Annotated in this window: 22 protein-coding genes and 2 tRNA genes; 13 read left to right on the top strand and 11 right to left on the bottom strand. The window is 35.6% G+C overall.

Going from position 1 to position 24,627, the window contains the following annotated elements; all coding sequences use genetic code 11:
• The first annotated feature begins 80 nt into the window (after nucleotides 1-80).
• From ACFSRZ_RS12675 to ACFSRZ_RS12720, 10 genes are all read left to right on the top strand, one after another.
• Nucleotides 81-153 (top strand) — tRNA-Trp (locus ACFSRZ_RS12675).
• A gap of 15 nt (nucleotides 154-168) precedes the next feature.
• A complete protein-coding gene (secE, locus tag ACFSRZ_RS12680; RefSeq protein WP_379666933.1) occupies nucleotides 169-357 on the top strand; it encodes a preprotein translocase subunit SecE in 189 nt (62 codons plus the stop codon).
• 11 nt (nucleotides 358-368) lie between these two features.
• The gene (nusG, locus tag ACFSRZ_RS12685; RefSeq protein WP_379666934.1) at nucleotides 369-917 is read left to right on the top strand and encodes a transcription termination/antitermination protein NusG; all 549 of its coding nucleotides are present in this window, start codon (nucleotides 369-371) and stop codon (nucleotides 915-917) included.
• A 75-nt stretch (nucleotides 918-992) separates the two neighbouring features.
• Entirely contained in the window at nucleotides 993-1,430 is a 438-nt protein-coding gene (gene rplK, locus ACFSRZ_RS12690) for a 50S ribosomal protein L11 (protein ID WP_379666935.1), read from the top strand.
• A gap of 19 nt (nucleotides 1,431-1,449) precedes the next feature.
• Nucleotides 1,450-2,142 (top strand): 50S ribosomal protein L1, encoded by a 693-nt coding sequence (rplA, locus tag ACFSRZ_RS12695; protein ID WP_379666936.1) that lies wholly within the window; start codon nucleotides 1,450-1,452, stop codon nucleotides 2,140-2,142.
• A gap of 19 nt (nucleotides 2,143-2,161) precedes the next feature.
• Nucleotides 2,162-2,677 (top strand): 50S ribosomal protein L10, encoded by a 516-nt coding sequence (gene rplJ / locus ACFSRZ_RS12700; RefSeq protein ID WP_379666937.1) that lies wholly within the window; start codon nucleotides 2,162-2,164, stop codon nucleotides 2,675-2,677.
• Nucleotides 2,678-2,725: 48 nt separating this feature from the next.
• On the top strand, nucleotides 2,726-3,103 hold the full coding sequence (gene rplL / locus ACFSRZ_RS12705) for a 50S ribosomal protein L7/L12 (RefSeq protein WP_379666938.1): 378 nt from the start codon (nucleotides 2,726-2,728) through the stop codon (nucleotides 3,101-3,103).
• A gap of 125 nt (nucleotides 3,104-3,228) precedes the next feature.
• Nucleotides 3,229-7,044, top strand: coding sequence for a DNA-directed RNA polymerase subunit beta (rpoB, locus tag ACFSRZ_RS12710; protein ID WP_379666939.1), 3,816 nt, complete (start codon nucleotides 3,229-3,231; stop codon nucleotides 7,042-7,044).
• A gap of 82 nt (nucleotides 7,045-7,126) precedes the next feature.
• Nucleotides 7,127-11,404: a DNA-directed RNA polymerase subunit beta' gene (gene rpoC, locus ACFSRZ_RS12715; protein WP_379666940.1), complete on the top strand. Its 4,278-nt coding sequence runs from the start codon at nucleotides 7,127-7,129 to the stop codon at nucleotides 11,402-11,404.
• A gap of 8 nt (nucleotides 11,405-11,412) precedes the next feature.
• Nucleotides 11,413-11,724: a DUF3467 domain-containing protein gene (locus ACFSRZ_RS12720; protein ID WP_379666941.1), complete on the top strand. Its 312-nt coding sequence runs from the start codon at nucleotides 11,413-11,415 to the stop codon at nucleotides 11,722-11,724.
• 33 nt (nucleotides 11,725-11,757) lie between these two features.
• Here the strand turns inward: ACFSRZ_RS12720 and ACFSRZ_RS12725 are convergent, their stop codons facing one another.
• The 10 genes from ACFSRZ_RS12725 to ACFSRZ_RS12770 form a co-directional block, all read right to left on the bottom strand.
• Entirely contained in the window at nucleotides 11,758-12,825 is a 1,068-nt protein-coding gene (locus ACFSRZ_RS12725; protein ID WP_379666942.1) for a PA0069 family radical SAM protein, read from the bottom strand.
• 120 nt (nucleotides 12,826-12,945) lie between these two features.
• A complete protein-coding gene (locus tag ACFSRZ_RS12730) occupies nucleotides 12,946-13,497 on the bottom strand; it encodes a DinB family protein (RefSeq protein WP_379666943.1) in 552 nt (183 codons plus the stop codon).
• Between the two features lie 36 nt (nucleotides 13,498-13,533).
• A complete protein-coding gene (locus ACFSRZ_RS12735) occupies nucleotides 13,534-14,085 on the bottom strand; it encodes a Crp/Fnr family transcriptional regulator (protein ID WP_379666944.1) in 552 nt (183 codons plus the stop codon).
• 12 nt (nucleotides 14,086-14,097) lie between these two features.
• Nucleotides 14,098-14,619, bottom strand: coding sequence for a hypothetical protein (locus ACFSRZ_RS12740; protein ID WP_379666945.1), 522 nt, complete (start codon nucleotides 14,617-14,619; stop codon nucleotides 14,098-14,100).
• 165 nt (nucleotides 14,620-14,784) lie between these two features.
• Nucleotides 14,785-15,726, bottom strand: a complete 942-nt coding sequence (locus ACFSRZ_RS12745; protein ID WP_379666946.1) for a GAD-like domain-containing protein — start codon at nucleotides 15,724-15,726, stop codon at nucleotides 14,785-14,787.
• 51 nt (nucleotides 15,727-15,777) lie between these two features.
• A complete protein-coding gene (locus tag ACFSRZ_RS12750) occupies nucleotides 15,778-17,001 on the bottom strand; it encodes a hypothetical protein (protein WP_379666947.1) in 1,224 nt (407 codons plus the stop codon).
• Nucleotides 17,002-17,179: 178 nt separating this feature from the next.
• Complete coding sequence (locus ACFSRZ_RS12755; protein ID WP_379666948.1) at nucleotides 17,180-17,548, bottom strand: VOC family protein; 369 nt, start codon at nucleotides 17,546-17,548, stop codon at nucleotides 17,180-17,182.
• 195 nt (nucleotides 17,549-17,743) lie between these two features.
• Complete coding sequence (locus tag ACFSRZ_RS12760) at nucleotides 17,744-18,559, bottom strand: AraC family transcriptional regulator (protein WP_379666949.1); 816 nt, start codon at nucleotides 18,557-18,559, stop codon at nucleotides 17,744-17,746.
• 463 nt (nucleotides 18,560-19,022) lie between these two features.
• Nucleotides 19,023-20,087 (bottom strand): chorismate synthase, encoded by a 1,065-nt coding sequence (gene aroC / locus ACFSRZ_RS12765; RefSeq protein ID WP_379666950.1) that lies wholly within the window; start codon nucleotides 20,085-20,087, stop codon nucleotides 19,023-19,025.
• Nucleotides 20,087-20,887, bottom strand: coding sequence for a sulfite exporter TauE/SafE family protein (locus ACFSRZ_RS12770; RefSeq protein ID WP_379666951.1), 801 nt, complete (start codon nucleotides 20,885-20,887; stop codon nucleotides 20,087-20,089). The genes aroC and ACFSRZ_RS12770 overlap by 1 nt, the downstream gene beginning before the upstream one ends.
• Nucleotides 20,888-21,056: 169 nt before the next feature.
• Here ACFSRZ_RS12770 and ACFSRZ_RS12775 point away from each other — a divergent pair.
• Nucleotides 21,057-21,144 (top strand) — tRNA-Ser (locus ACFSRZ_RS12775).
• A gap of 297 nt (nucleotides 21,145-21,441) precedes the next feature.
• Here ACFSRZ_RS12775 and ACFSRZ_RS12780 read toward each other — a convergent pair.
• Nucleotides 21,442-22,650, bottom strand: coding sequence for a redoxin domain-containing protein (locus tag ACFSRZ_RS12780; protein ID WP_379666952.1), 1,209 nt, complete (start codon nucleotides 22,648-22,650; stop codon nucleotides 21,442-21,444).
• A 139-nt stretch (nucleotides 22,651-22,789) separates the two neighbouring features.
• Between ACFSRZ_RS12780 and ACFSRZ_RS12785 the strand changes: the two genes are divergently transcribed.
• Nucleotides 22,790-23,350 (top strand): TetR/AcrR family transcriptional regulator, encoded by a 561-nt coding sequence (locus ACFSRZ_RS12785; RefSeq protein WP_379666953.1) that lies wholly within the window; start codon nucleotides 22,790-22,792, stop codon nucleotides 23,348-23,350.
• A 135-nt stretch (nucleotides 23,351-23,485) separates the two neighbouring features.
• The gene (locus ACFSRZ_RS12790) at nucleotides 23,486-24,493 is read left to right on the top strand and encodes an alpha/beta fold hydrolase (RefSeq protein ID WP_379666954.1); all 1,008 of its coding nucleotides are present in this window, start codon (nucleotides 23,486-23,488) and stop codon (nucleotides 24,491-24,493) included.
• Nucleotides 24,494-24,627 lie beyond the last annotated feature (134 nt).

Consider the following 24,627-nt stretch of genomic DNA (forward strand, 5'->3'; position numbering starts at 1 on the left):
TTTTAGTTAAACTAGATAAATTTATTTAAGGTGTCCCGTTCCGAAGACTCGGAATTCGGGACGCCTTTATGAATAAATAGACGGGTTTAGCTCAGTTGGTAGAGCACTGGTCTCCAAAACCAGGTGTCGGGAGTTCGAGCCTCTCAACCCGTGCAAATAAGGAAACAAATGAACTTTATACAATATATCAAAGATTCTTTCGAAGAGCTAAATAACCATATGACGTGGATATCTAGAGAGAATGCACAAAAGACAACAGTTACTGTAGCAGTTTTTACAATTTTGTTTGCATTAGGTGTTGCTGGTGTTGATTATGTTTTTCAACAAGGGTTAGATAACTTTTTTAAATTATTCTAAAACAAAGGACTATGGCTGATTCTGTAATGAAGTGGTATGTTGTGAGAGCAATCGGAGGGCAAGAAAACAAAGTGAAGTCTTATATCGAGACTGAAATCGCTCGTGTAGGCCTTTCTGATTTTGTAAGTCAGGTATTGGTTCCTAAAGAAAAAGTAATCCAGATCAGAAACGGGAAAAAAATCAATAAAGAAAGAGTTTACTTCCCCGGATATATTATGATCGAAGCAAATTTATCAGGTGAGGTTCCTCACATTATCAAATCGATTACAGGTGTAATTGGTTTTTTAGGTGAAACAAAAGGAGGTGATCCGGTTCCTATGCGTAAAGTTGAAGTAAACAGAATGCTAGGAAAAGTAGATGAATTAGCTGTTCAAGACGAGAATATCGCAATTCCTTATACAGTAGGAGAAACTGTAAAAGTGGTAGATGGTCCTTTCAATGGTTTCGATGGTACTATTGAGAAGGTAAATGAAGAGAAGAGAAAATTAGAAGTGATGGTTAAGATCTTCGGACGTAAAACTCCATTAGAGCTTAGTTACATGCAAGTAGAAAAAATATAATTGTTACACAAATATATGTCGATGTGTTTTTGGCTTCCAACTAATAAAACACATCAATTTTAAACATTTAGTAAAATGGCAAAAGAGTTAAGTAAAGTAGTTAAATTACAAGTTAGGGGAGGTGCTGCGAACCCATCGCCACCGGTTGGACCCGCTCTAGGTGCTGCTGGTGTTAACATTATGGAGTTCTGTAAGCAGTTTAATGCGAGAACTCAAGACAAGCAAGGTAAAGTATTACCTGTTGTTATTAATGTATACAAAGACAAATCATTTGACTTTGTTGTAAAAACTCCACCTGCTGCAGTACAATTAATGGAAGCGGCAAAAATCAAGAAGGGTTCAGGTGAACCTAACAGAAAGAAAGTAGCGTCTGTTACTTGGGATCAAATCAAAGTTATTGCTGAGGACAAGATGGCAGATTTAAATGCCTTCACAGTAGAATCTGCAATGAGAATGATCGCTGGTACAGCTCGTTCTATGGGATTAACAGTTAAAGGTGATGCACCTGCATAAACTTTAAACATTTAGTAAAATGGCAAGATTAACAAAGAAACAAAAAGAAGCACAAGCGAAATTAGATCGTTCGAAATCGTACGATATCAAGGCAGCTTCTGCTTTAATCAAAGAAATTACTAATGTAAAGTTTGATGCATCTGTAGACATCGCTGTTCGTTTAGGAGTAGATCCACGTAAAGCTAACCAAATGGTTAGAGGAGTGGTAACACTTCCACACGGTACAGGTAAAGATGTTAAGGTGCTTGCATTAGTTACCCCAGACAAGGAAGCAGAAGCTCAAGCAGCTGGTGCTGACTATGTTGGTTTAGACGAATACCTTCAAAAAATCAAAGGAGGTTGGACAGACGTAGACGTGATCATTACTATGCCAAGTGTAATGGGTAAGTTAGGTCCTTTAGGAAGAATTTTAGGTCCTAGAGGTTTAATGCCAAACCCAAAGACTGGTACAGTAACAATGGATGTTGCTAAAGCTGTACAAGATGTAAAAGCTGGTAAGATCGACTTTAAAGTTGACAAGACCGGAATCGTACATGCAGCTATCGGAAAGGCATCTTTTGAAGCAGATAAGATTGCAGACAATGCAAACGAATTGGTACAAACTTTAATCAAGTTAAAGCCAACTGCAGCAAAAGGAACATACATTAAAAGTATTTTCATGTCAAGTACAATGAGTCCAAGTGTAGAAGTAGATGTAAAATCTGTATCATAAGCAGTTAAAAACGTATATCATGACTAGAGAAGAAAAATCACAAGTAATACAAGATTTAACAGCACAATTAGCAGATACCAATACAATCTATTTAGCAGATATTTCTGGTTTAGATGCATTGGCTACATCTAACTTACGTAGAGCTTGTTTCAAAGCTAACGTAAAATTGGCTGTTGTAAAAAACACATTGCTTTCTAAAGCAATGGATGCTTCTGATAAAGAGTTCGGAGAGTTACAAGATATCTTAAAAGGAAACACTTCTTTAATGATTGCTGAAGCTGGAAACGCTCCTGCAAAAGTAATCAAGGAATTCAGAAAAAAATCTGAAAAGCCTTTATTAAAAGGTGCTTATGTTGAAGAAGCTATCTATGTTGGAGATGACCAACTAGATGCTCTTGTAAACATCAAGTCTAAAGAAGAGTTGATTGGAGATATTATTACCTTATTACAATCGCCTGCTAAGAATGTTGTTTCAGCATTACAATCAGGAGGAGGTAAATTATCTGGTATCTTAAAGACATTATCAGAAAAATAATTAAGCGCACTAAAAACTAATAATAAAAAATTTTTAAAAACAATTAAAATGGCAGATTTAAAAGATTTCGCAGAACAATTAGTTAACTTAACAGTAAAAGAAGTTAACGAATTAGCTGATATTTTAAAGGAAGAGTACGGAATTGAGCCTGCAGCAGCAGCTGTAGCAGTTGCTGGACCAGCAGCTGGTGGTGCTGAAGGTGGAGCAGAAGAAAAAACTGAATTTGACGTAATCTTAAAAGCAGCAGGTGCATCTAAATTAGCTGTAGTAAAATTAGTTAAGGAATTAACTGGTTTAGGATTAAAAGAAGCTAAAGGTATCGTAGATAGCGCACCAGCACCAATTAAAGAAGGTGTATCTAAAGATGAGGCTGAAGGTCTTAAAAATTCTTTAGAAGAAGCTGGAGCTGAGGTTGAGCTTAAGTAAGCTTTAATCTAGTTAACAACCTAAGGTTTAGGCACTAAGAGCTTTGGTCTCTTAGGCCTAGACCATTTTGTGTATATATTCGTTCTTTTATAATTCAGGTTTTTTAATCAAAAAAATATTCTCTTTTGGCAACGATAAACACTACTGAAAGAATCAATTTCGCATCTTCAAAACTAGGAACAGATTACCCAGATTTCCTAGATATTCAGGTAAAATCTTTCCAAGATTTTTTCCAACTTCAAACAAAAGCTGAAGAGCGAGGTGAAGAAGGTTTGTACAAGACCTTCATGGATAATTTTCCAATTACGGATACTCGTAACAACTTTGTACTAGAGTTTTTAGACTACTTTGTAGACCCACCAAGATATAGCATTCAAGAATGTATCGAAAGAGGTCTTACGTATAGTGTGCCTTTAAAAGCTCGTCTTAAATTATACTGTACTGATCCAGAGCACGAAGATTTCGAAACCATCGTACAAGATGTGTATTTAGGAACTATTCCTTATATGACCAATTCAGGTACTTTCGTGATCAATGGAGCAGAAAGAGTTGTTGTATCTCAGTTACACCGTTCTCCTGGTGTATTCTTTGGACAATCTTTCCATGCAAACGGTACAAAACTATATTCAGCAAGAGTAATTCCTTTTAAAGGATCTTGGATTGAATTTGCTACCGATATCAACAGCGTAATGTATGCGTATATCGATAGAAAGAAAAAATTACCAGTTACTACACTATTTAGAGCAATCGGATACGAAAGAGATAAAGATATCCTTGAGATCTTCGATTTAGCAGAAGAAGTAAAAGTGTCTAAAGCTGGATTGAAAAAAGTTCTAGGTAGAAAATTAGCCGCGAGAGTATTAAAAACTTGGTTCGAAGATTTCGTAGATGAAGATACAGGAGAAGTAGTATCGATTGAGCGTAACGAAATCATCTTTGATCGTGATACGATCATCGAGAAAGAACACATTGATGAAATAATTGAATCTGGAGCTAAGACTGTATTACTTCACAAAGAAGATAATCAGCAAGCAGATTATGCAATTATTCACAACACATTACAAAAAGATCCAACAAACTCTGAAAAAGAGGCTGTTGAACATATCTATAGACAATTACGTAATGCTGAACCGCCAGATGAGGAAACTGCAAGAGGAATTATCGATAAGTTATTCTTCTCTGAGCAACGATACAACTTAGGGGAAGTAGGACGTTTTAGAATGAACACAAAACTTGGTTTGGATGTTGATATTGATGAGAAAGTATTAACCAAGTTAGATATCATTACCATCATCAAGTATTTGATTGAGTTGATCAATTCAAAAGCTGAAGTAGATGATATCGATCACTTATCTAACCGTCGTGTTAGAACCGTTGGTGAGCAATTAGCAGGGCAATTCGGAGTTGGTTTAGCTCGTATGGCTAGAACCATTCGTGAGCGTATGAACGTACGTGATAACGAGGTGTTTACTCCAATCGATTTGATCAATGCTAAGACCTTATCATCTGTAATTAACTCGTTCTTCGGAACAAACCAGTTATCTCAGTTCATGGATCAAACAAATCCATTAGCAGAGATCACGCACAAACGTAGATTGTCAGCATTAGGACCTGGAGGTCTTTCCAGAGAAAGAGCAGGATTTGAGGTTCGTGACGTACACTATACACACTATGGTCGTTTATGTCCGATTGAAACTCCTGAAGGACCGAACATTGGTCTGATCTCTTCACTTTCTGTATTTGCTAAGGTGAATAACTTAGGATTTATTGAAACTCCTTACAGAAAAGTAGAAGAAGGTAAGGTAGATATTAAAGAAGAGCCTACTTACTTAAGTGCTGAAGAGGAAGAAGGTAAGAAGATTGCACAATCTAATTTACCATTAGAAGATGACGGAAGCTTTGTAAATGATAGAGTAATTGCTCGTGAGGAAGGTGACTTCCCTGTAGTAACTCCTACTGATGTAGACTACATGGACGTTGCTCCAAACCAGATCGCTTCTATCTCTGCATCCTTGATTCCTTTCTTAGAGCATGATGATGCAAACCGTGCATTGATGGGATCTAACATGATGCGTCAGGCGGTACCATTATTAAGACCTGAATCACCAATTGTAGGAACAGGATTGGAAAGAAGAGTTGCAAAAGACTCTAGAATTTTGATCAATGCAGAAGGAGCCGGTGAAGTAATCTATGTAGATGCTAACAAGATCACTATTAAGTACGATAGAACAGAAGAAGAGAAGATGGTAAGCTTCGATACGGATGAGAAAACGTACGATTTGATCAAGTTTAGAAAAACCAACCAAGGTACATGTATCAACTTGAAGCCAATTGTAAGCAATGGCGATAGAGTTGAAGAAGGACAAGTACTTTGTGAAGGATATGCAACTCAAAAAGGAGAACTTGCTTTAGGTAGAAACATGAAAGTAGCCTTTATGCCTTGGAAAGGGTATAACTTCGAGGATGCGATCGTGATCTCTGAAAAAGTAGTTCGTGAAGATATCTTTACTTCTATCCACATCGATGAGTATTCATTAGATGTACGTGATACGAAGTTAGGAACTGAAGAATTAACAAATGATATTCCTAACGTTTCTGAAGAGGCTACAAAAGACTTAGACGAAAACGGAATGATCCGCGTTGGTGCTGAGGTAAAACCAGGAGATATCTTAATTGGTAAGATCACTCCAAAAGGAGAATCTGATCCAACTCCGGAAGAGAAGTTATTACGTGCCATCTTTGGAGACAAAGCAGGAGACGTAAAAGATGCTTCTTTAAAAGCTTCTCCATCATTAAGAGGAGTTGTTATCGACAAGAAATTGTTTAGAAGAGCTGTAAAAGATAAGAACAAGAGAGCTAGAGATAAAGAGGCAGTAGCAGCTTTAGAAGCTTCTTTCGTATCTAAGTTTGACGCTCTTAAAGAAAGATTAGTAGAGAAATTATTCCAGTTAATTAGTGGAAAAACTTCCCAAGGAGTCTTCAACGATTTAGGAGAAGAAGTATTACCAAAAGGTAAAAAGTATACATTAAAAATGTTAAACGCTGTAGAAGATTATACACACTTAACAAGTGGTACATGGACTACAGATAAAGACATCAATAAATTAGTAAGTGAATTAATTCACAACTACAAGATCAAGGTAAACGACCTTCAAGGAGTATTACGTCGTGAGAAATTTACGATCTCTGTTGGAGACGAATTACCAGCAGGTATCTTAAAACTTGCTAAGATTTACATCGCTAAGAAACGTAAATTAAAAGTAGGAGATAAGATGGCAGGACGTCACGGAAACAAGGGTATTGTTGCTCGTATCGTACGTCAAGAAGATATGCCATTCTTAGAAGACGGAACACCTGTAGATATTGTATTGAATCCATTAGGGGTACCATCGCGTATGAACATTGGACAGATTTATGAAACAGTTCTTGGATGGGCTGGTCAAAAACTTGACAAGAAATACGCAACTCCAATTTTCGACGGAGCATCATTAGACGAGATCAACAACTTTACAGATGAAGCTGGAGTTCCAAGATTCGGTCACACGTATCTATATGATGGTGGTACAGGAAAACGTTTTGATCAACCAGCAACTGTAGGAGTAATTTACATGATTAAGTTAGGTCACATGATTGAAGATAAGATGCACGCGCGTTCTATCGGACCTTACTCATTAATTACGCAACAACCTTTAGGAGGTAAAGCACAGTTTGGAGGTCAGCGTTTCGGAGAGATGGAAGTTTGGGCATTAGAAGCTTATGGTGCTTCTAGTATCTTACGTGAGATCTTAACGGTAAAATCGGATGATGTTATGGGTAGAGCTAAGACATACGAAAGTATTGTAAAAGGTGAAACCATGCCAGAACCAGGATTACCTGAGTCATTCAACGTATTAATGCACGAACTAAAAGGTTTAGGTTTAGATCTAAAACTAGAAGAATAATAAGTAGGAAAGCTTGTCTTTCCTACTTTCAATAATATTGCCGTTAGGCACCATTTTTACTATTTAATTCGATACCATTACCATGGCAAGAAAAAACGAAAAGTATACTGTAAAAAAATTCAATAAAATCTCAATTGGTTTAGCATCTCCAGAGTCTATTTTAGAGGCTTCAAAAGGAGAGGTGTTAAAGCCAGAAACTATCAACTACCGTACTCACAAACCTGAGAGAGATGGATTGTTCTGTGAGCGTATTTTTGGTCCTGTAAAAGACTACGAATGTGCTTGTGGTAAATACAAGAGAATCCGATACAAAGGAATTGTTTGTGACCGATGTGGAGTCGAGGTAACTGAGAAGAAAGTACGTAGAGATAGAGTAGGACACATCAACTTGGTAGTTCCTGTAGCTCACATCTGGTACTTCAGATCTTTACCAAACAAAATGGGATACCTATTAGGATTACCATCTAAGAAGTTAGATATGATCATCTACTACGAAAGATATGTAGTAATTCAACCAGGTGTTGCTAAAAATGCTGAAGGAGAACCATTACAAAAAATGGACTTCTTAACAGAAGAAGAGTATTTAGATATCTTAGATACGCTTCCTCAAGAAAATATGTATTTAGAAGATACAGATCCTAACAAGTTCATTGCAAAGATGGGAGCTGAGTGTTTGATCGAATTGTTAGCTCGTATAGATCTTGATGAGTTATCTTATCAATTAAGACACAAAGCAAATACTGAAACTTCTAAGCAACGTAAAGCAGAAGCTTTAAAGAGACTAAATGTTGTAGAGGCATTTAGAGATGCAAATAAGAACAGAGAGAACAGACCAGAGTGGATGATCATGAAAGTAGTTCCGGTAATTCCACCAGAATTGCGTCCATTAGTTCCATTAGATGGAGGTCGTTTCGCTACATCTGACTTAAATGATCTATATAGAAGAGTTATCATTCGTAACAACCGTTTGAAGCGTTTGATGGAAATCAAAGCTCCAGAGGTAATCTTACGTAATGAGAAGCGTATGTTACAAGAATCTGTAGATTCATTATTTGATAACACGCGTAAATCATCAGCAGTAAAAACAGAATCTAACAGACCATTAAAATCATTATCTGATTCCTTAAAAGGTAAGCAAGGACGTTTCCGTCAAAACCTTTTAGGAAAACGTGTTGATTACTCTGCTCGTTCTGTAATTGTTGTTGGACCAGAATTAAAATTATACGAATGTGGATTGCCAAAAGATATGGCAGCTGAATTGTACAAGCCTTTCATTATCCGTAAGTTGATTGAGAGAGGAATTGTAAAAACAGTAAAATCTGCAAAGAAAATTATTGATAGAAAAGAACCTGTTGTTTGGGACATTTTAGAAAATGTGATCAAAGGACATCCAGTTCTATTGAACCGTGCTCCTACGTTACACCGTTTAGGAATTCAAGCATTCCAACCAAAGTTAATCGAAGGAAAAGCAATCCAGTTACACCCATTAGTATGTACGGCATTTAACGCCGATTTCGATGGTGACCAGATGGCGGTTCACTTACCTTTAGGACCTGAAGCTATTTTAGAAGCACAATTATTAATGTTGGCTTCTCACAATATCTTAAACCCTGCAAACGGTGCTCCAATTACAGTACCATCTCAGGATATGGTATTGGGTCTTTACTATATGACCAAAGAGCGTAAGTCTACCAAAGAAGTGCCTATTAAAGGAGAAGGATTAACATTCTACTCTCCAGAAGAGGTAACTATTGCTTTCAATGAAGAAAGAGTTGACTTGAATGCAGGAATCAAGGTAAGAACTAAAGATTTAGACGAAAACGGAAATCAAGTTACTAAACTAATCCAAACTACTACAGGTAGAGTATTATTCAATGAGGTTGTACCAGATGAGGCAGGATATGTAAATGAGGTATTAACTAAGAAATCATTGAGAGGTATTATTGGTGGAATCTTAAAATCTACAGATATTCCTGCTACAGGTAAGTTCTTAGATGAGATCAAGAACATGGGATACAAGTTTGCATTCCAAGGAGGATTATCATTTAGTTTAGGAGATATCATTATTCCGGAAGAGAAACACACAATGATTGCTGAAGCTAACAAAGAAGTGGATGGAATCGTTATGAACTATAACATGGGTATGTTAACGCAAAAAGAGCGTTACAATCAGGTAATTGATGTTTGGGGATCTACCAACAACAGATTAACTGAATTATCTATGAAGCGTTTGCGTGAAGACCAGCAAGGATTTAACTCAGTATTTATGATGTTAGATTCTGGAGCAAGGGGATCTAAAGAGCAGATTCGTCAGTTAACAGGTATGCGTGGATTAATGGCAAAACCTAAAAAATCGACAGCTGGTGGTGGAGAGATTATTGAGAACCCGATTCTTTCGAACTTTAAGGAAGGATTATCAATTCTTGAATACTTTATCTCTACGCACGGTGCTCGTAAAGGTCTTGCAGATACCGCATTAAAAACTGCGGATGCTGGATACTTAACTCGTCGTCTAGTAGATGTATCTCAAGATGTTATTATTAATGAAGAAGATTGTGGTACATTAAGAGGATTGGAAGTTACTCCATTAAAGAAGAATGATGAGATTGTAGAGTCATTAAGCGATCGTATCGAAGGACGTGTTGCATTGCACAATGTATATGCTCCTAACAGCGAAGACGTTTTAGCAGAGGCAGGTGAGTTAATTACTCCTCAGTTGGCTAAAAAGATCGAAGATTCTGGATTAGATAGAGTAGAAGTAAGATCGGCATTAACATGTGAGTCTCAAAGAGGTATTTGTTCAAAGTGTTACGGACAGAGTTTATCTACTCGTAAGAAAGTACAAATTGGAGAGGCTGTTGGTGTAATTGCAGCGCAATCTATTGGAGAACCTGGTACACAGTTAACCTTAAGAACGTTCCACGTTGGAGGGGTAGCAGGAAACATCTCAGAAGAAAACAAGTTGATCGCTAAGTTTGATGGTAAAGTAACTATCGAAGATCTTAGAACAGTAAAAGGAAAAGATAGCGAAGGAAACGAAGTTGATATCGTAATTTCTAGAACTGCAGAGATCAAGATTCAAGATAAGAAAACAGGAATTACATTAAGTACAAACATCATTCCTTACGGTTCTATCATTTTCGATAAAGAAATGAAGACCATCAAGAAAGGTGATGCAGTATGTCAATGGGATCCATTTAACGGTGTGATCGTTTCTGAATTTGGTGGTAAAGTGAAGTTTGATAACCTTGAGCAAGGAATTAACTACCAAGTAGAAATTGATGAGCAAACAGGATTCCAAGAAAAAGTAATTACTGATTCTAAGAACAAGAAGATCATCCCATCTTTAATTATTGAAGATGCTGACGGAAATGCATTACGTTCTTACAGTTTACCGGTAGGTGCACACTTAATGGTAGACAATGGAGACACTGTAGAGTCTGGTAAGACTTTAGTGAAGATTCCACGTAAGTCTGGAAAAGCAGGAGATATCACAGGAGGTTTACCACGTGTAACTGAGTTATTCGAAGCACGTAACCCTTCTAACCCGGCTGTAGTTTCTGAAGTAGATGGTGTTGTATCTTTTGGTAAAATCAAGAGAGGTAACAGAGAGATCATTGTTGAGTCTAAAACTGGAGACATCAGAAAGTACTTAATTAAACTTTCTAACCAGATCTTAGTACAAGAGAATGACTTCATTAAAGCGGGAATGCCATTATCAGACGGAGCAATTACTCCAGAAGATATCTTAAGAATTCAAGGACCATCTGCTGTACAAGAGTACTTGGTAAATGAAATTCAAGATGTATACCGTTTACAAGGGGTGAAGATTAATGATAAGCACTTCGAAGTAGTAGTACGTCAAATGATGCGTAAAGTAAGAATCATTGATTCTGGTGATACATTATTCTTAGAAAATCAATTGATCCATAAGAATGATTTCATCAAGCAAAACGACGAAATCTACGGAATGAAGGTTGTAGAAGATGCAGGAGATTCTGAAAACTTAAAAGCAGGACAAATTATTACTCCACGTCAATTAAGAGATGAAAACTCTTTATTACGTAGATCTGATAAGAACTTGGTAGTAGCAAGAGACGCTCAACCAGCAACTGCAGAGCAAGTTTTACAAGGTATTACAAGAGCATCGTTACAAACGAAATCATTTATCTCTGCGGCATCGTTCCAGGAAACTACAAAAGTATTGAACGAAGCAGCTGTTCACGGTAAGATAGATACCTTAGAAGGATTAAAAGAGAATGTAATTGTAGGTAAGAAGATCCCAGCCGGTACAGGTATGAGACTCTACGATAATATGATCGTTGGACCAAAAGAAGAAATTGAAGAAAGCTTTAACTAAGATTGTTCATGGACGATAATCAAAACAAACAAGGACAAATAAACATCGAATTAGATGAAGCGGTTGCTGACGGAACTTATTCCAATTTAGCCATCATTAACCATTCTGTTTCAGAGTTTATTGTCGACTTTATCAATATAATGCCGGGAGTTCCTAAGGCAAAAGTGAAGTCTAGAGTAATCTTGACACCACAGCACGCCAAAAGACTTGCGAAAGCACTGGCCGATAATGTTCACAAGTTTGAGCAAGCCCATGGAGAAATCAAAGATTATGAGCAACCTCCAATTCCACTAAATTTTGGACCTACAGGAGAAGCATAAAACAAAAACCCGTTCTAATTAGAACGGGTTTTTTTATGAAAACAAACTCATCTGATTGGTTTGATGCTTATCAAACAAGCTAAAGTCTAGCTTAGTAGGTTCTACGTCTTTCAAATACAATCGCTTTGCTAGTTTAAACTGATCACTAATCTGTTCTGCAAATTTTCCTTCACCTCGCATTCGCTTTCCGTACCTGCTCTCGTTGAGTTTTCCATCATGACAATCCTGAATTTGATGTATGATCTTATCTGCACGATCCGGATAGGCTTTTCGCACCCAATCTGTAAATATTCTACCAATAGCACCGTTCAATCGTACAATTGTATATCCTACAGATCTTGCTCCCAACTCAGCAACCGTTTTTACCAATCTTAAGATCTCATGATTATTGATGGCTGGAATAATAGGCGCCATCATCACATTTACCGGAATTCCGTTTTCTGCTAATATTTTTACCGTTTCCAAACGCTTTTTAATAGACGCAGTTCTAGGTTCTAAACTTCTTCTGGTTTCTTCAGATAGAGAAGTGATGGATATACTTACGCTGATCAAATTCATAGTTGCCATTTCTTTCAGAATGTCGAGGTCACGTAAGATCAAGGCGTTTTTAGTAATCATACTGGCAGGATGTTTTAGTTTTAGTAAAACTTGTAGCATTTCTCGGGTAATGCCCAATTTCTTTTCTATTGGCTGATAACAATCTGTATTTCCGGAAAACATAATGCCATGAGGCTCCCAACTTCTACTTCTAAGCTTTTTCTCCAGCAATTCGGCAGCATTGGACTTGTACAATATCTTCCGTTCAAAATCCAACCCAGCAGAGTATCCCCAGTATTCGTGCGTATTTCTAGCATAGCAATAAATACATCCGTGCTCACAACCTTGATAAGGGTTCATAGAATAAAAGAGTCCAATATCCGGACTGGTTACTTTATTGATGATGGTTTTCGGAAAAATTTCCAGATAAGAAGTTTTGTTGGTATCTACTTTTTCGTTTTCTGCTTCGCAGTAGTTCAAGAAGTCGTCACGAATAATGTATTCGTGTTGTAAAAACCGATTATGGGTGTTCACTTGCGCACCACGTCCTTTGATGTATTCCATTTGTAATCCGATAAAAAGTTAGAAATGCAAACGAGAATACAATAGAAGTGTTCGATTCTCAAAGTTTGAAGTATAAAGTTACATCAGAAAACTGAGAAAAGGAAAATGATGTTGATAAGTTTACGACCTGCTTTCTAAAACCCTTTTAGCCTGCTGTACATGTCTTTCACTATGATTAATAACAAAGCGAAAAGTATCTCCTAATCGTAATTTAAGAAGAGGTAGCGTAGTAGAGGTTTTTATTTTTGTCAGATTTTTTTCTTCTGCCATTTCCAACAATCGTAAAAACCTATGTAGTTGTTTTAGAAAAGTAACGGTTACTTTTTCTCGATCCAGTTTAGAATGAATAGGGTTTTTGCTCTTAAAAGTTTTCATGGTTTTCATTCCTTCTTTTGGAAGCATATCCACAGCAAACTTATTTCCCAAGCGTCCACTTACAAAAACATCAGATTTTGGAGCTTTGGATTTTTCCATTCTTTTCTTGATCTCATCAATATAAAACTCACCATATCTGTTAAGGTGTTCCAAGCATTCCAAAACACTCCAAGAATTTTTAGAAGCTCTCCAGTTTAATTCTTCATCCGATTTGTTTTCAAGAGATTTTGCAAACTGTATTTGTGATTGAACTCGTTCAGTTAATTCTTGTAATAATTCTTGTGTTTTGAACTCCATGGTTTTTGTTTTCTACAAAGTTGAGAAAAGTCACAATCAAAAAGATTGATTTGAATCAAGGTTTTTCAGAATGCGAGATAACGTTTCCGGAGTCATTCGTAAATAAGAAGCAATGTACTTTTGAGGAATCTCCTGAAACAGCTGCGGACTCCTTTTAAAAACACGTTCAAAACGTTTTTGAGGAGAGTAGGTAATAAGATCGATCTCTCTTTCTATTTGCTGATAAACAAAATTTTCCAACAGATTTTTCCAAACTTCTTGATATACAGGCTTGGAATTTATGAAAGTCATGTAGTCTTCTTTAGAGATTGCTTTAAGTTTACAAGCTTTGATGGCCTGAATGTAGAAAGAAGTTGGGTTACCAGTTAAAAAACAATCCAATGCCGTAATAATAGAATTTCGATAACCAAAACGAATGGTATGTTCTTCTATTTCATCTTCAATAAAAACACGCAGGCTTCCTTCTTCTACAAAATACAAATCTGTATGAACCGTATTCTTTTGAACCAAGAATTCATTTCTTTTGAGCGTGACTGTATGAGACCATTGATCTTCCAGTTCGTTTAATAAAGCTTGAAGAGGAGTCATGTAGTTTTAATTTTATTGAGCTTCAGATGCAGTCAAAGCAGATGCTACTTCTACACAATTTAACCATGATTCATGACTTTGAATGATTACCCATTTTTCATTTCTCTTTTGTACAATTGCAGACCAAATAAGTTGCCCGGTATATTCAGGAATTCCATCGAGTTTTATTTTTAGAAGAATAGGTAATGTAAATGCAACCGTATTTTCAGATAAGATGGTTGAATTCCAACTCTGAATAGTGTTTTCTAATCTTTGAACCGAAGGACCTATTTGACTATATGATTTTTTTAGGTCATCTAAATTGAGAAGAGTTCCATTGTTGACATAATACGCATCATCATCTCCCGAATAATAATTCAATCCATCTAAAAACTTGAGATTGTTAGAGGCATCAAATACTTTTTGAACAGTAACCTTAGCCGATTCGATAATTAAATTTTTGTCTTGATCAGACAAGCTCTTTTTTTGAGTTTCACAGGATTGAAATGTTACAAAAACACCAATAAGAAAAACAGAAATTAAATTTCTAATCATTTTATTTTTTCATCAAATTTAAAAGATTCTTTTTTTCATCTATCAACAACAATTGTAAAATTTCCTTTATCTACGAAATGAACTGTATTTCTTTGAACGGTTGGTTGAGAGAAATCAAGAATTAATTCTTTCTTTAAACTAGAAGAAGAATTATTAATAAAAATGTTACTTCATCATTTCAATAACAAGATCATTATATACTAAAGCATTTCCTTTTTTAAGAAATTCTATTTTTTCTAAACCTCCCATGGCCAAAATAGGAGTGAAAGTAAATATTTCTTGATAAGCTAAGTGCCCAAATTCTTTAGTAGCTTGTATAAATAATTCTTCTCTAAGAACTTCTTTTTTATGCTCAAGATCTGTTAGGAAATTGTCAAAGAAATCAGCTAAACTCCAGATGATAGTTTCAATATTGGGTGATTGAATGTCTATAAGGCAAACATCTTCATCGTCTTCTGTTAGCTTTCTGTAGTAAAACAATTCGCCAAAAGCTGTCATGGCAAAAGGGACATAATTTTCTTCTTCTGCGCCTAACCATTTCCAAAGAATAGGTTCAAAATCTTTAGGATTGATAATTTCTATAAGCCCGTTGTTGTATTTTCCAAAGCCCGAAGACTTCCATAGATTGATTAAAAGACTAGGAACTTTGTCTTTATACTCCTCTAAAATTTCATCACTCACCTCAATTGAACCTTCATTTATAGTATATTCTTCAAAAAAGGTAGTCAGAACCCTGCTTTTTTCAAGTTGCTTTTGCTTTTTAAGCTCGGCCAAAGTATTGACATATTCTTGATTAAAAGTTAATACAACATCTTCGGTTACCGCAGGTTTCCACTTTAAATCTTTTTCGTATCCTTCTGTAGATTGCTTAGGAGAAAAAAAATCGATACGGTCTACCAATGTATCAGGAGAGAAATATTTCTTCTGATGTGCTTTTATATATTCTTGTCTTGATGAATACCCTGAATTGATTATTTGTGCCTCGGTAAGTTTGATTTCATAAAAACATTCAACACAAATTCGGTCTTTCTTTTCTATAGTCTTATATCCACAAACAGGGCATGTTTTGAACTGATCAACACCTAACAATTTTTTTAAAAATCCCATAAACTATTCTTGTGTAGAAATCAATAAGAGTAGTCTACTTTTATTGATAACCTATTTTACTTTTTCCTCAAATTTAATAGATTCTTTACCATTTGTCACTACAATCGTATAATTTCCTTTTTGTAGCCCTAAATGACAATTTTCTTCTTTACTTTTTGCCTCAGTAATATCGTAAGGAATTGCTGTATTAATGTTTTCTCCTTCTTTATAAGCCAATACCATTACAGGAAACTCTATTTCTAGTTCGTGTAAGCTAATAGAAACATTTTTGTTACCGTTTTTAAATAGCCAATCAGGTCTTTTGTTAATATATTGAGTATTAGGGTGAAATACGGCAATATCTGTATAAGCCTTTCCTCGTTTGTATTGATAAGGGTTTTGGTCTTTGTCTACTAGAATGGTAGATTCTTGAATATGTAAAGCTTTTAGAAGCGGATGATTAAATTTTGTATTTCCACTTTCGCTATAAGCAACTTGGTGAATGGTTAATGGATCAATTCCGGTATATTCTTTTAATCTTCCTGCCATCGCTTTTTCCCAAGCTCTGTGAGTTCCTTCAAGCACATGATCAAAACCACAGAAGATCAAAAATTTTTCATTCGGTTTTTTGTCAATAAATTTTTTGATGTTTTTTGCTTCACCAATTTCTCTAAATTTTCCATTTTCTTTTCCAATATTTTCATAATCAAATAGTGTATACCCAATCTCTAAAGCATCTCTTAGAAGGTTTCCAAACTGCGGGTCTTTTACATAGTATCCGGTCTCTTGAACAGGGTATTTTCTACTGTTGAGTAATGAATCTAAACGTGCTCCATTAGCCAAAGCTTCTAATCCTAGATTTCTGTAGCCATTATCATACAGTTCTTGTAGTAACGTTCTGGTAAACATTCTGTGCATAGAACTCTGATGAGCCTCATTAATAATAACTACCTGATGTTTTTTAGCTTGTTCTACAATATAATCTGTAGCCTTTACTTTTGAATAGAGTTGAAGGATCGAGTCTAAATAAGATTGCGCTAAGGTTCTCTCTCTGGCATGCATGGCCAAATCCCAATGTTTTAAAGCATTTTGATAATCTCCTTTGGCTGCATAATCTACAGCAGAGAATTGATATTTCCACGGAACTGTGTCTTTGGCAATTTTATCTTCTATCTCAGATGAGAATTTGTAATGATTTGTAAAATCTATTTTCTTTACGTTTCTAGACTCTTTACAACTAGTCAACCCTAAGAAAACGATGCCTGCAATTAGGAGGAAAATATTTTTTGAACTCATATCATTTTTGTTTGAAGAATTCAAATGTAACTAAATATTTAGTTAAAACTATTTTTTTAGTTTTATTTATTTTACTCTCTAAAGAAAAACTAAATAATAAACTTATAAACTTGCTAACTCATCAACTTATAAACCTAAAACGTATCAACCCTCTAAACCCATAAACTCAAAAAAGTATTTAGTTCACAGAATGCAGCCCCATTTTATTTCCTTCAGAATCTAGGAACAATGCAAAATATCCACTTTCATCGGCATGAGGAGTTTTGGGCATAAGAATTTTCCCTCCACTTTTCTCAACCTTGTTAAGAACAACTTGTAGATTATCACCTCCATATAAGTAGATAGTAATACCGTTTGCAGAAGGTTGGTAGCCTTCTCCTTTTACAATAACACCGGTTACTAGTTGATCTTCGTAGGGTAGGAGTCCCATTTCCATCCCGGGAAACGCTAGCTTCTCTATGTTTATATTCAAAATGGATTCATAAAATGCAATGGCTCTTGAAATGTCTGTAGCAGGAATTTCAAAAATGGAAATATAACTGTTCATGCCTTTCTCTTTTTGTTGTAGAGTAGAATCAATCGTTTGCCTTTCTGATTTCGTTTTATGTTGACAAGCTGTAAAACTTAAGAAATGTAGTGCTATAGAAAGACAAAGTATTATTCTCTTCATAGTTTTAGATATAATTATTGAGGCAAAGCTAAAATGCTAATAAGAGAAGAAATTGTAAAAATGCGACAGCTTTTATTTATAGAAAACAGAAGAAAGCGTCATGTTTTCATTTCCTAAAAACTGTTTCGGACTCACTCCTGTAAACTCTTTAAAGTCTTTGATAAAGTGCGCTTGGTCGTAGTATTCATTTTCGTAAGCGATATTGGTGAGTTTTTCACCTTCCTCATTCAACAACATTTTTAAGGCACCTTGCAGGCGAATGAGCTTCCCTAGTTGTTTTGGACTGATGCCTATTTGCTTTGTGAATTTTCTTTCTAACTGTCTTCTTTTAGAAAGATCCTCTTTTAGTATTGTATTGATGGAAGAACTTCCTTTTGTTGATACAAGAGCATCAACAGTTGTTTTTACAATGGTATCAATAGTAGATTGCTCATTTAGTTTCTTTAAAAAAAAGCGTTCTATAATTTCAATTCGTTGTTTTGTGTCTGTTGCTTCAATGATTTGTTGCTCTAATTTTTGAGACGCTTCAGTTCCGAATAACAGCTCTATAGGAGTTTCTTTATTGATCAAAGATTTGATGGGTACAGTTACAAAATTGGCAAAGCCGTAAGGGTAAAAACGAATGGCAAAAGTATCTACATAGCCGGTAGGTTCTATATAAAAAGGATCTATGGTTTGCCCTAAAACCATGGCGCGAGGTTGCAGAATAAAATCATCTTCATTGGTATATCGTTTGATGTCATCTCCGAGAATAAATGCCATTTCAATAGCGCCATCAGGGATGATACGTTGTCTTTGAGGGTCTTCTGAAGCAGGTACTTCCAAAATCCAATAACAATCGATAAGCGCTGCTAAATCAGGGTGAGGTTGAAAAGTTTGATAGTTCATAGCTGTTTGTATATCTGTCTGACACACAATATTAAGCACTATTTGTTTTTAGAGAAAGCAATTCCTCGAAAAAGAAGAAAAAACTAAAAGAATTAATACATGTTTTTTTAAGCTTGCTTTATCGTAGACAAGCGAAGCCGAAAAATCTTTAGTAGATATCTTCATTATACTCTGAATCTAGTTAAGAGTGCAGTTGAAATGACAGTATGAAAATAAAAGGCAAACAAATCACTCCATCAACTTATAAACTTATCAACCCATAAATCTATAAACTTACCCACTTATAAACCAATAAGCATATTAACAGACAGACTGCTTCTTCCGAATGCTCGGAATCGCAGTGACATTGTAGCGTCATTACGAGGAGTCGAGGTTTCGAGGCGACGAAGTAATCTGCTGATCTAAAACAGACTACTTCTTCCAAATACTCGGAATCGCAGAGACACTAATAATGTGTGATGATTTACGCCTTTCGCGTTCTGTTTAACAAGTAAAAATCGGCTAAGACCAAAGCCGTTAATGCCTCTACAACGGGTACAGCTCTTGGTACTACGCAAGGATCATGACGTCCTTTCCCCATTATTTCTGTGGCATTTCCTTCAGAATCTATGGTAGCTTGGTTTTGCATGATGGTAGCAACGGGTTTAAAAGCTACACGAAAATAGATATCCATTCCGTTACTAATTCCTCCTTGAATTCCTCCAGAAAGATTGGTTTGTGTAGATCCGTCTTCGTTAAAGATATCATTGTGTTGGCTTCCCATCATTTTGGTGCCTTCAAATCCGCTTCCAAACTCAAAACCTTTTACTGCATTTAAAGACAGCATGGCTTTCCCAAGATCGGCATGAAGTTTATGAAAAATAGGCTCTCCTAAACCAACAGGAATGTTTTGTGCTACACAGGTAATGGTTCCTCCAATGGTATCTCCTTGTTTACGAATCTCTTTGATCTTATCAATCATTTGTTCGGCCATCTCTTCATCAGGGCAACGAACAATATTAGATTCTGTTTTAGAAAAATCTAACTGAGAGTAGTCTTTATTCATTTCAATTTCGCCTACAGAAGAGGTAAACGCATTGATAGAAATTTGTGAAATAAATTGTTTTGCCAAAGCTCCTGCAACTACCCAATTGGCAGTTTCTCTTGCAGAAGAACGTCCGCCACCACGATGGTCTCTAATACCATACTTTTTATCATAAGTATAATCGGCATGAGAAGGACGATATACATTGGTGTTATGAGAATAGTCTTTTGACTTCTGATTGGTATTTCTAATCACAAAACCAATAGACGTTCCGGTAGTTTTACCTTCAAAAATTCCGGAAAGAAACTCTACCGTATCCGGTTCTTTACGTTGCGTAACTATTTTAGATTGACCGGGTTTTCTACGATCCAATTCCTTTTGAATCGCTTCCAAATCAATAGAAACACCTGCCGGAAAACCATCAATGATTCCTCCAATTGCAGCCCCGTGTGACTCACCAAAAGTGGTCAATTTCAATAAATTTCCAAATGTATTAAATGACATTAGAACAGTTCTAAAATTTGATTGGCTAAGATAGTATAAAAATCAGGAAACCACAGTTTGATTGCCATGGCAATTACCATGATAATTAAAACTTTTTTAATGAGTTCGTCACCTTTGTTTACAGACCATCTACTGGCTATCCAACCACCTGTAGCATTTCCTACAGAAAGGATCAAACCGTATTTCCAGTTAATGGCATCACCATGTGTAAACACAGCCACAGCAGCAATAGAATAGATCAGAGCCACAAAAACTTTGATGGCATTACTTTTTACCAACGAGATTCTATTAATACTAGATAATGCTAGCAACATGATGAAACCGACTCCTGCTTGAATGAATCCGCCGTACAGACCTACAAAGAAGAAAGCAATGACTCCCAGCCATAAATACTTTCCGGTGATTCTTTCCATTAGCTCTTCTGTAGAAGATTTTCGTTTAGAGACCATAAAAATGACAACCAAAACCATGATGACTCCCAAGATCTTATTGAAGATATCATCTTTTACATAGTGAACGGCTAAGATGGCTCCAAAAATGGCCCCTACAGTAGCAGAAGCTGCGAGGTAAATACTAAAAGGAAAGGCAGAAACTCCTTTGGATTGAAATCCTTTTACCGCAAAGATATTCTGAATAATGATAGCTATTCTGTTGGTTCCGTTTGCAATACTGGGAGGAACTCCTAAAAAGATAAGCATAGGCAAGGTGAGGAGTGATCCGCCACCCGCCAGAATATTGATGGCTCCTGCCACAAGTCCAACAATGATTAAAAAAATATAATCTAAAAATGTAGAATCCATTGAGTGCAAAAGTATTACAAAAAAGGAGAAGAAAAGAGTTGAAATAAACGCTTAAAAAAAGAAAAAATGCTTTCACAAAAAGAAAAACCTTTCTATATTTGCACCCGCCTACGGGAACAAAGTTCCCTCCGGCGGGTAAACCCGCTGAAAGGCAAACGCAAAGGACACTGGAGAAATGGCAGAGTGGTCGAATGCGGCAGTCTTGAAAACTGTTGACTGTAACAGGTCCGGGGGTTCGAATCCCTCTTTCTCCGCCAACAAGCGCAAAGCTTGAAAATAAAAACCACCAAGTTTATTTGGTGGTTTTTTCTTTTTTAGAGCTTTTGCATTTGCAAAATGCAAAAAGAGGGAGATTGGAACAAAATCCCTCTTTCTCCGCATAAGAAACCCGAAACGAAAGTTTCGGGTTTTGTGTTTTCAGAAACCTTGGGAAAGAATTTCCAAAAGTGAATGGAAATACAAAACCAATCAAACAAAGTTTGATTTTGGGTTTTATGCTTACTCAGGATTTCCTTTTAGGGATCAATGAAATTAATCGCACTTCTCTACAAAGCTTACTTCTTCTTGTAAATTTCCATAACTTCAACCGGTAGCTTTGTGCTCGCTCTAACCAATTCCAATCCATATTTTTTTAACTCAGAATGAATAGTTTTTGGGTCTTCAGCTTGCCACTCCAAATCAATATCATATTCACCGTTCAAGTTTGTTTTGTCTAAAACAGGAATGGGTGTAAAGTTTTCTAAGAACGCTGCCAATTTTGACATCTTGATTTTCTTTGTCTTTAGATTTGTGCCCATAAACAAGAATTCAGATGAATTTGCCTTGGATTGTTTTATTGTATTCGCTACATTTTTTAACACATAACACTCTAAAGAGTCAACACCAATTTTAGCATTCACATCAAAATTCTTATTAAGAAATTCAACTCCAATTTCTCTCCAGTTGCTTTGGTATTTGTTAGAAACCTCAATGGTCAAGTTATATTGATGCTCTCTATTATAAGGAAAATCGTTTTCCTTCAAATCATCTTTAAAAACCATTCTGCTTGGAGATGCTATTTTAAATAGAGTTTGATAGAGCCTTGGAATTGTGCTATTCCACATCTGAATTCCATTGATGTTACCTTCTGTGTCTTTTAAAAGTTTTGAGCCGCCTCTCTTTTTTTGGTCGTAACCTTTTAACTCAATTCTATAATCAGAATTGGCAACGATTTTTAGTGTTTCAACCTTTAAATTTGGATCGATGTAAAAGTCGTCTTTCAAATCCAAGTTTATTGCATTGTTGGCTATTAGATCTTCGATAACATTTTCATTAATATTTTCAGGGCTTGTTATTGCCTGTACGATACCATTTTTATCAATGATAATTGAATGCGGAATTATTTTGTACTTGAACTTTTTATGGTGTGTGGTATCTGATACAATGCGTAATGACGTTTTTGTCTTTTTGATAAATTTTTCTAAACGCTCTCTGTTTTCAGATGACACCGTAATGATCTCAATATCGTCTCCAAATTTCTGTTGCAGCCTGTCCAGTTTCTTCATTGCGGGAATACAAGGCCCGCACCAGGTTGCCCAAAACTCTAAAATTATCGGTTTGCCTTTTAAATCGCTTAAAGATATTTCTTTCTCTTTGCTGTTTAAAACAGTAATAAATGTGTGATTGGGAATAGGCTTTCCTATTTCGGCAATTGTATTTTTCTTTTCACAAGCGATAAATGAAATAATTAAAATTAGGAACAAGAATTTTCGTGTCTCTTTCATAAAGGTTAGTTTTTGTGTTAAGAAAAAGACTTCACTTTTGGTAAAGTGTCTCAAAACAATAAACAATATAAATGTTAATAAAACGTTAAAAACATACAAACCTGTCTGTTTTTATGATTTTTAATATTACTTTTGAAGCATGAAAAGACCAAGTGTAAAAGAACGCATTATAGAAACAGCTTCAGATTTGTTTTATAATAAAGGTTACAATCAAACAGGAATTAATCAGATTATAGAAGAAGCGGGAGTTGCAAAAGCCAGTATGTACCAGCATTTTAGATCTAAAGAAGATATTGCTGTAGCCTATTTGGTTCGTAGACATGCGATGTGGATGGGAAAACTTAACGATTGTGTTAAGAGTCAAAATACACCAAAAGCAAAGGTGATAGGGTGTTTTGATTATATAATGAATTGGTTATTGGAAGTTAACTTTAGAGGCTGTGGATGGCAAAACATCATTGTAGATCTACCGGCAGACCATCAAAAAATAAGAGATCAAGCTGTATATCATAAGAGTAAATTAAGAGAGTGGGTACACGATCTATTAAAACAAGAAAAACAATATAGTACTGAACAGGCTATGCAAGTAGGGGATGAGATTATTGTATTAATCGACGGAGCTATTATACTATCTCAAATCCATAAAGACAAATGGCCAATTGATGCAGCAAAAAAGGCTTGTGTCAGATTGCTTTCTTAAATGGAAGCTTTTTTAGATAAAAATAAAACAGACCTGTCTGTTTGTTATTTTATTTCAAACTTAATTCATGCTCTATGAAAATAATAACAATTGTAAATACACTTAATATATAAACACCAATTAAATCTAGTCAAAATGAAAAAACAAATTTTAAAATCAGTAGTAGGTATTACAGCGGTAGCTGTTTTATCTTTAGGATTCTATGCTTTTTCTAGCTCTAATAATAATGAGCCTATAGAAAAAGCAAAAGAAACAATTGCAAAAGTAAAAAAGAAGAAATATGCTACCATGCATAAAACAGTTAAGGTAAATGGGTTGAATATATTTTACCGAGAAGCGGGTGATATAAATAAACCGACCATTCTTTTATTACATGGTTACCCAACTTCTTCTCATATGTTTCGTAATTTAATAACAGACCTGTCTGTTCAATATCATGTATTAGCACCAGATTATCCAGGTTTTGGAAGAAGTGATCAACCAAAGATGAAAGATTTTGATTACACATTCGATAACATGGCCAATATTGTAGAAGGGTTTTTAGATAAACTAAAAGTAGATAGGTACAGTATTTATCTTATGGATTATGGAGCTCCAATCGGGTATAGAATAGCATCTAAATATCCTGAAAAAGTAGATGCTTTGATTGTACAAAACGGAAATGCTTATGATGAAGGATTACGCGATTTCTGGAAACCTATTAAAAAGTACTGGAATGAGTATACTGTTGAAAACGGAAAAGCCTTGGAAGGATTCCACTCACCAGCAGGTTTAAAGTGGCAGTATACCCATGGAGTACAAGATACTTTAAAGATTAGTCCGGATAACTGGCATATTGATCTACAACATTTAACACGACCAGAGAACAACGATATTCAATTAGCTATGTTTTATAGTTACAGAACCAATGTGCCGTTGTATCCTAAGTGGCAGGCTTATTTTAGAAAGTATCAACCACCTACATTAATTGTATGGGGAAAGAATGACTATATCTTTCCGGCAGAAGGAGCCTATCCATATAAAAGAGATTTAAAGAATATTGAATTTCACTTGCTTGACACAGGGCATTTTGCTTTAGAGGAAAAAGGAGATGAAATAGCCAACTATATTCTCAAATTTTTGAAGAAGAACAACATCAAATAATTCAAAAAGAGACATTATGGAAGCTATTAATAAACAGCGTAATATTAAACAGGTTAATCATGATCTGATTGAAAAAGACAACCATTTTTGTTGTAATGATAAGAACTATAATGATTCTGTAGGGTATTGGGAAT

Origin of the sequence: Pseudotenacibaculum haliotis (assembly GCF_042684245.1) — a bacterium.
GTDB classification, from domain to species: domain Bacteria; phylum Bacteroidota; class Bacteroidia; order Flavobacteriales; family Flavobacteriaceae; genus Polaribacter; species Polaribacter haliotis_A.